At 69.8% G+C, this 7298-nt stretch carries 7 protein-coding genes; 3 read left to right on the forward strand and 4 right to left on the reverse strand.

The window, feature by feature from the left end; translation table 11 throughout:
• The first annotated feature begins 179 nt into the window (after positions 1–179).
• Entirely contained in the window at positions 180–1631 is a 1452-nt protein-coding gene (locus tag JWN68_RS17325; protein WP_297741252.1) for a choice-of-anchor L domain-containing protein, read from the forward strand.
• Between the two features lie 81 nt (positions 1632–1712).
• On the opposite strand, the gene JWN68_RS17330 is transcribed toward JWN68_RS17325, so the two are convergent.
• The 3 genes from JWN68_RS17330 to lysS all read right to left on the reverse strand — a co-directional run bounded on the left by JWN68_RS17330 (position 1713) and on the right by lysS (position 4152).
• Positions 1713–1853: a hypothetical protein gene (locus JWN68_RS17330; RefSeq protein WP_297741254.1), complete on the reverse strand. Its 141-nt coding sequence runs from the start codon at positions 1851–1853 to the stop codon at positions 1713–1715.
• 78 nt (positions 1854–1931) lie between these two features.
• The gene (locus JWN68_RS17335; protein ID WP_297741256.1) at positions 1932–2348 is read right to left on the reverse strand and encodes a DUF3151 domain-containing protein; all 417 of its coding nucleotides are present in this window, start codon (positions 2346–2348) and stop codon (positions 1932–1934) included.
• 61 nt (positions 2349–2409) lie between these two features.
• Complete coding sequence (lysS, locus tag JWN68_RS17340; protein ID WP_297741258.1) at positions 2410–4152, reverse strand: lysine--tRNA ligase; 1743 nt, start codon at positions 4150–4152, stop codon at positions 2410–2412.
• 232 nt (positions 4153–4384) lie between these two features.
• Here lysS and JWN68_RS17345 point away from each other — a divergent pair, with 232 nt between their 5' ends.
• A complete protein-coding gene (locus JWN68_RS17345; protein ID WP_297741260.1) occupies positions 4385–5377 on the forward strand; it encodes a DNA-binding response regulator in 993 nt (330 codons plus the stop codon).
• Here the strand turns inward: JWN68_RS17345 and JWN68_RS17350 are convergent.
• Positions 5374–6279, reverse strand: a complete 906-nt coding sequence (locus JWN68_RS17350; protein WP_297741264.1) for a YegS/Rv2252/BmrU family lipid kinase — start codon at positions 6277–6279, stop codon at positions 5374–5376. The genes JWN68_RS17345 and JWN68_RS17350 overlap by 4 nt on opposite strands.
• A gap of 179 nt (positions 6280–6458) precedes the next feature.
• Between JWN68_RS17350 and JWN68_RS17355 the strand changes: the two genes are divergently transcribed.
• Positions 6459–7298 (forward strand): adenylosuccinate synthase (locus tag JWN68_RS17355; RefSeq protein ID WP_297741262.1); only part of this gene is annotated, 840 nt, incomplete at its 3' end.

Raw genomic sequence — 7298 nt, forward strand, 5'->3', positions numbered from 1 at the left:
CGAGGCCGGGATGGCCGAGCGCATCGTCGAGGCCTGCCAGAACCTCCGCTCGGCAGGCACCACCCTCAGCTCCTGACTCGGCACCGACATAGCCCAAATGCGGGATTCGCCGCGCAGCCGACGCCGCTAGCGTCATAGCCGGCTGGGAGGGGCTCGGCCTGCTCGAGGGAGGAACGGCAATGCGATCTTCGATCCTTGGCAGGCAGCGAGGCCGTGCCGCGGCGGTGGCGGCGGGCGGGATCGCCGTGAGCCTGGTGTGGACGTCGGCGGGTGCTGCGGTGACGCCGGGCGACGATCCGGCCGCCCTGGCGTCGGCGCTCGTCGGCACCGCGACCACCACAGGTGCGTCGATGGCCGTGGACTACGCGTGCGTGCTCGACGACGGTGCGACGCCAGAGGACGAGACGACATGCCCGACCGGCGTCGGCACGAGCCCGCTCGCGGGCTTCCCGACGGACGGCTCCACCTTTGCGATCATGACTTCGGGCAACGCCTCCCTGGCAGATGACCCGAACACCGAGGGGGGCTCGGGCTACGACTGGGGGCTGGACGCAGCGGCCATCGGTGCGGGGGTGTACGACCACCAAGTGTTCCGCATCGACCTCGGCGCCGCTGCTGGCAACTGCCTCGCCTTCGACTTCAGGTTCCTCTCCGAAGAGTTTCCTGAGTTCGTCAACTCCGGCTACAACGACGCATTCATCGCCCAGCTCAACGCGTGGTCGGTGACCGCTGATCCCGTGACTCAGTCGCTCACAGCCCCCGGCAACTTCGCTGCCGGTGCCGGTGACGTCATCTCAATCGACGGCTCGGGGCCGAGCGCCATGACGGCCGAGCTGGCAGCCGGCACCAGCTACGACGGCGCGACGCTCCGGCTCATCGCGCGGACACCGGTCGTCCCTGGTTCGACCAACTCCCTGTACCTCACGATCTTCGACCAGGGCGACGGGATCCTGGACAGTGCCACGTTCGTCGACAACCTTCGCTACGAGACCCTCGCCGCAGGCCAGTGCAAGTCGCTGGCGGTCGACCCGTTCGAAGGAACGACGGGCGTGGTCCTGACGCCGGGCACCGGGGGTGCCTTCTCGCCGACGCTCTCCACGTTCACGATCCCCTTGACGAGCATCCTGCCGTCGGGACCGATCGACACCCACGTCACCGCCACGGCCTCGTTCCTCAACTGGGGTGATGTCGTTCCGCGTCAGCAGGCGCGCGTAGCACGCCAGGTGACGACCGCCCTCGGCTCGGGCTCGGCCACGATCCCAGCGGGCGGTTCGGGCAACCTGGTGCTGTCCACGACCCCAGCGGGCATCGCCGCCGTCCAGGCCGCGAAGGTCCGACCGGCCCTCCTGCTGGCCCAGGCAAAGCAAGCCCTCATCAAGGCCAAGAAGCTGCTCAAGAAGGCCAAGAAGGTCACGAAGCAGGCGAGGACCGCCCCGCCGGCTCAAGCCGCGAAGCTGTCGAAGAAGGCCAAGAAGCTGGTCAAGAAGGCCAAGAGGCTCAAGAGGCGGGCGGCAGCGCTCACCGCTCAGAGCAAGGCCCTCTCCGCCCAGCCCCTGGGCACCGTGGTGGTCACCGTCACCAACCCCAGCAACGGAAAGTCAGAGCTGCTCCGGCTCCAGATCCCGCGCTGAACCCCGGGGGCCCTTCCTCCTTCGTGTGAACGCGACGACGCCCGCCTCCCCGGAGGAGGCGGGCGTCGTCTTCTCGGGGGGTCAGTGGTTCCAGCCGCGCGCGCACTCCTTCAGGTCGATGCTGAGCTGCTGGCCACGGTCGATCACGATCGACGCGGTCTCGAGGACCTGGCCGTTCTTCTCGCACGTGAGGGCCCAGGACTCGACCTGCGGCGCGGTCATCTGCTCGGTGGCGTTGTTTGGGTTCCTCCAAGGGCCGTGGTCCGCCGCGGATCGTCGCGGCGACGCTCCCTCGGGGGCTCAGTCGTGCAGAAGGGCGTCGTACGCCGACTGGCTGGAGTCGCGCAGGAACTCCGAGCAGCGCTCCCACTCGTGCGTCTCGCCGATCGCGCGAGCGGCCAGCGCGAGCATTGCGAGGCACTCGAGGAAACCGCGGTTGGGCTCGTGCTCCCACGGCACGGGGCCGTGGCCCTTCCAGCCGTTGCGGCGCAGCATGTCGAGGGAGCGGTGGTCGCCCACCCGCGAGTAGGCGTAGACCGTCACGTCGTCGGCGCCGGCGGTCTTCGCCTGCTCGGCCAACCCGGCCCACGCGGCGGGGGAGGCCGGATGGCGGCGTACGACGGCAGCGGGGTCCTCGCCGTTCGCGAGCTCGGCGGCCGCCGGGTCGACGGGCAGGTGCGTGGGCGGGGGGCCAGCCATCAGGTCGACATGATTCATGCCGTCAGCCTGTCACGGACCAGCTGGAGCCGCAGGGGCAGGATGGCGCAGGGCTCGCGAGTCAGTCGGACGGAGGTCTGCCGAGCAGGGCCCGGACCTTGTCATGACCGAGGGCCACGATCAGCGTGGGCAGGCGCGGGCCCCGGTCGGCATCCACGAGCAGGTTGTAGAGGAGCGTGAAGAAACCCTTCTGGTCGGCCTTGACCTGGTCGGTCGGGGCGTCCTCGAAACCGAGCCCCCGCGCGACCTTCGGTACGCCGTAGACGACCGTCGTCACCGACTCGACCTCGAGCTGCTCGGGGAGCCGGTCCAGGAAGATCCGCAGCCAGAGCTCCTCGTCCTCGCTCAGTGCCGCGAGGCGGTCCGTGTCGGGGGTCTCGCGCACCGTCGTGCGCTCATCGGCAGGCAGGGAGGCCGTCCAGGCCATCGCCCGGCCGAGTCGCGGCTCGAGTTCGTCGACGTCGGCGTGCGGGAAGCCGACGTGCTCGACCACCGCGCTGATGAGCTGCGCAGAGCCGGCGGTGACGTCGGCGATCGACGACAGGGTCCGGAACGGGACGGCGACCTCGGGCACGGGCAACGGGCCACCGTCGTGCGTGGACGAGGCACGCTCGAAGGCGAGCACCTGTGCATCGCGCTTCGCGGGGTCGGCCGCCTTGCGTCGCAGCGCGTCCCACTCGTCGTACAACCGGACCACCTCGGGTCCGAAGTCGATCGTGAACGCCTGCTTGGGCGCTCGGCGGGTGTAGAGCCAGCGGACCATCGGTGCTTCGAGGATCGCGAGCGCGTCGGCGGGGGTGGGCACGCCCCCGCTCGACGACGACATCTTCTGCATGCCGGCGATGCCGACGAACGCGTAGGTGACCCGCGACGGTGCCTGCCAGCCGAAGACGGACGAGACCAGCTCCTGGCCGACGGTGTAGCTCGATCCGGGGGTCATGTGGTCGAGCCCGGCCGGCTCGAAGTCAACCTTCTCCCACGCCCAGCGCATGGGCCAGTCGACCTTCCAGACCAGCTTGCCGGCGTCCTGGGTGGCGACGTTGGTGGAGCCGGTGAACCCGCAGACCCGGCAGGTGTAGGCCAGGTCGGTTGTGTCGTCGTCGTAGGAGGTGATGTCGGTCGTGTCGCGTCCGCACTGACCGCACCAGGGCTTGTAGGGGAAGCGGGCCCAGGAACTCACAGAGCCGGCGGTCCCATCGTCGTCCTGGTCGTCGTTGGCCACCGACTCGGCCAGCTCGGCGGCCTCCTCCTCGGTCTCCGCGGCGGGCGCGGCCTTGGTGCGGTAGCGCCCGAGGACCTCCTCGATCCGGTCGCGGTGCCTGATGGCATGCAGGATCTGTTCGCGATAGGTGCCGGCCTGGTACATGTGCGTCTGGCTGATCTCCTCCATCTGCACGCCCATCTCGGCGAGCGAGGCGACCAGCGGCTCTTTGAAGTGCTCGGCCCACGAGACGTGGCACTCCCAGGGGTCGGGTACGGCGCTCAGCGGACGACCGATGTGGTCGCTCCACTCCGGCGGGACCCCGGCAGGGACCTTGCGGAAGCGGTCGTAGTCGTCCCACGAGTGGAGGTGGCGGACGGCCAGGCCTCGCCTGCGCAGCTCCTCGGCCACGAAGTGGGGAGTGAGGAACTCGCGCAGGTTGCCGAGGTGGATCGGGCCCGACGGGCTGGCCCCGGAGGCGACGGTGACGAGGTTGCCCTCACCTGCGTGACGGACCGCGTCGTCTGCCGCCCGGCTCACCCAGTCGGTTGGGCCGTCGTGGGGCCCGCCGTGCTGTCCGCCCTGCTTGCCGCCGCGTGCCATGGGTGTGCCGTCTCTCCCTGATCGGTCTCGCTCGGGCGCCAAGGCTATCGGCCGATCGGGAGGTCTCGCGAAACGCAGAAGCGTCGGAGTCGTCCCCCGTGGCGACTCCGACGCTTAGCTCCTGATGTGGAGCGTCGTGCCGCTCCCCCAGAGCAGCACGAGGGCACCAGTATGCGCTGGCATCTGCCTGCCAACTGGCTCGCGCATGCCGGTGGCACTAATCTGCCAAACTATGCAGCCGCCCGTCAGTTCGTCCGTCCTGGCCGCCCTGGGCCTGGACCGCGCGGCCGAGGAGCTCTACTTCAAGGTCGTCCCCGCCTCGGGCCACACGTCGCTGGGGGTGGCCCGCCTGGTGCAGCTGAGGCTCGACCACCTGCTGCACGACCTCGCGCCGCTGCTGGAGCTGGGACTGGTGCGTCTGGAGGGCAAGCGGGTGGTCGTGCCGCCGCTGCCAAGCGTCGTGGCAGCCCTGGTCCAGCGTGAAGCACGCGTGGCGGAGACGACGGGGGCGCGGTTGACGGCACTGGCCGAAGTCGTGCCGCACCTGGTGGCGGCTTCCACCCGCCCCGACGAGAGCGACCTCGCAGACGTCCGACCGATCGACGGCGAGCTGAGCTCGGGCGGCAATGCGCTCGACCTGCTCGGCCTGATGCTGCGCAGCAGCCGCGGCGACATGCTGTGGCTGCGTCCAGACGCGTGGGCCATGCCGCGGGAGGCCGCACTGAGCCAGGCGCTGGGCGAGGTCATCGCCACGGGCCGGAAGTCACGCGCGATCTATCCGGTGCGGGCGCTGACCGAGGCGCCCGAGGCGCTGCAGGCCCGGGCCCGGATCGGCGAGCAGATCCGGGTGATCTCCGAGCTCCCCACCCGCATGTTCATCCTGGGCCACGACCATGCCGTCCTGCCGGAGCCGCTCGGCTTCAGCGACGAGCCGCGGGTGCACGTCCGGCAGCGATCGATCGTCATGGCGCTGACCTACTGGTTCGACTCGCTCTGGGCACGCGCGGCACCGGTCCCCGAGCTGGACATCGGCGAGGCGCGACCGGACCTCAGGCGCTTCCTGCTCGAGCAGATGGTCGCCGGCGCCACCGACGAGATCATCGCGCGCAAGCTCGGCATCAGCCTGCGGACCGTCCGGCGACGCGTGGCCGCGATGATGGACGACCTGGGCGTGGACACGAGGTTCCAAGCGGGCGCCGAGGCCTGCCGTCGCGGCTGGATCTAGTGCGGGAGCACCATGTTGTACGCCGCAGGCTCGATGCGCCACGTGCGGCTGCGCTCGGGCCCGTAGACCTCGCCGTCAGCTGAGACGTAGAAGTCCTCGCCCCGGATGGACACCTCGCTCCCGCGCAGGTACACGACGTCGTCGCGCTCGTGGTGCTCGCCCTTGCGGAGCTTGGCCACGTAGCCGATCTTGGCGCCGATGGTGACCGCTCGGGAGATCATCACGTCCATGCGTCCGCTCTCGGGGTCGGCGTCCGGAGTGAGCTCGGTGCCACCACCGACGTTGGCGCCGTTGCCGATGGCCACCATCATCACCGGACGGTCGAGGTCGTTGACGACCTTGCCGTCGACCTCCACGCGCAACCGCTGGCTGGGGGGTTCGAAGGCAGCGAGCAGCGCACCGATGGGGTAGCCCAGCTTGCCGAAGTTGACCTTGCCGACGCCGACGCTGCCCAGCCGCTTCTTCCACTTGTGACCGCGCCGGCTTGCCTGCGCGCCGGCTCCCACGTGCACGTTGTTGACCACGATCTCCCCGGTCTCGTCCACGATGAGGTCCACCGGGCGAGCCTGCCCCTCGAGCACCAGGCGCGCCGCGTCCTCGATGCCGAGCGGGATGTCGGTGCCACGCGCGAAGTCGTTGCCCGTGCCCAGCGGCAGCAGGGCCAGCGTCTTGCCGGTCAGCTCGTTGCGCCGGTGCAGCGCCGACACCACTGCGTGCAGGCTGCCGTCCCCACCGGCGACCACGATCCGGCGAGACCCCGCACGGTGGAGCACTCCGTCGAGCTCGCCGGGGTTCGACGTCGCCGCGACCTCGATCGACACCGTCCTGCGCAGGATCGACAACGCCGACTTGAGGGTTTCCTCGTCGGCGGTGCCTGCATCTGAGTTGGTGATCACGAGCATGGGGTCCACGCGCCGGACAGTAGCCGACGTCCGGCGTTGCTGCCTGACGTACGAGATCGTGGCCGGCACAACTGGGAGGCTGTCGTCCCGGTGCGCTAACGTGTGGCCGCAAGAGCCCCGGTGCACTTGCGCCGGGGCTCCTTTGTTTTTCCGTGCCGTCTCACCTCAGGAGGGCTGCAATGCCCGCAATCGTCGTACTCGGTGCCCAGTGGGGCGATGAGGGCAAGGGCAAGGCCACCGACCTCCTCGCCACGACCGAAACCATCGACTACGTCGTGCGGACCAGCGGCGGACACAACGCCGGTCACACGATCGTCGTCAACGGCGAGAAGTTCGCGACCCACCTCCTGCCGAGCGGGATCCTCACGCCGGGCGCGACGAGTGTCATCGCCAACGGGGTCGTCGTCTCCCCCGAGGCGCTGTTCCGCGAGCTCGACGGACTGCTGGAGCGTGGCGTCGAGCTCGGTGGGCTGGTCGTCAGTGCCAACGCGCATGTCATCGCGTCCTACCACTCGACGATCGACAAGGTCACCGAGCGATTCCTCGGCAAGAACCAGATCGGCACCACCGGTCGGGGCATCGGCCCGGCCTACGCCGACAAGATCAACCGCGTCGGGATCCGGGTGGCCGACCTCTTCGACGAGGGCATCCTGCACCAGAAGGTCGAGTCGGCGCTCGACGTGCGCAACCACCTGCTCACCAAGGTCTACAACCGTCGAGCCGTCGAGGTCGAGTCCGTGGTCGAGGAGCTCCTGTCGTATGCCGACAGGTTGCGCCCGATGGTGGCCGACACCTCGCTCCTGCTCAACCAGGCGCTGGACCGCGGGGAGACGGTGCTCTTCGAGGGCGCCCAGGCCACGATGCTCGACGTCGACCACGGCACCTACCCCTTCGTCACCTCCTCCAACCCGGTCGCCGGCGGCGTCTGCGTGGGCGCGGGCGTCGGGCCCACCCGCATCGACCGGGTGATCGGCGTCATCAAGGCCTACACGACCCGCGTCGGCTCGGGGCCGTTCCCC

Origin of the sequence: Nocardioides sp. (genome assembly GCF_025964975.1) — a bacterium.
GTDB lineage: Bacteria > Actinomycetota > Actinomycetes > Propionibacteriales > Nocardioidaceae > Nocardioides.